Genomic DNA, 416 nt, shown 5'->3' with positions numbered 1-416 from the left:
CCATTCACTCCACGGTGCACCCCGACACCTGTCGGGAGATCGCAGAAAAGGCTGCCGCCCAGGGTGTTTCTGTCGTCGACGCACCGGTCAGCGGCGGACAGCAAGACATCGCGGCCGGCACCGTCACGGTGTTCGACGGCGGTGACGACGACGCGGTCGCTCGCGCCCGCGAGGTGCTGACCTCCTATGCCGATCCGGTACTGCACGTCGGCCCGGTCGGCGCCGGACAACGGGTGAAGTTGGTGAACAACGCGTTGTTCGCCGCGCAGATCGGCGCCGTGGCCGAGGGCGTGCGCCTGGGCGATCGACTGGGCATCGACGAGGCGACGCTACTGACCGCACTCCCCCACGGCAGTGCGGCAAGTCGCGCGCTGGGCGGTATCGCCGCCACCGGCTCCGCAGACGCATTCATCGCC

At 69.5% G+C, this 416-nt stretch carries 1 protein-coding gene; it reads left to right on the top strand.

Annotation, left to right across the window (positions count from 1 at the left end; all coding sequences use genetic code 11):
- Nucleotides 1–14: 14 nt before the first annotated feature.
- The coding region (locus RM844_RS33085) for an NAD(P)-binding domain-containing protein (protein ID WP_311671119.1) at nucleotides 15–416 on the top strand (402 nt) is incomplete at its 3' end.

The sequence above is a fragment of the Streptomyces chisholmiae genome, from assembly GCF_031845445.1.
Taxonomy (GTDB): domain Bacteria; phylum Actinomycetota; class Actinomycetes; order Streptomycetales; family Streptomycetaceae; genus Streptomyces; species Streptomyces chisholmiae.
The sequence above is the reverse complement of the archived record's forward strand: the minus strand, read 5'-3'. Positions and strand labels throughout refer to the sequence as shown.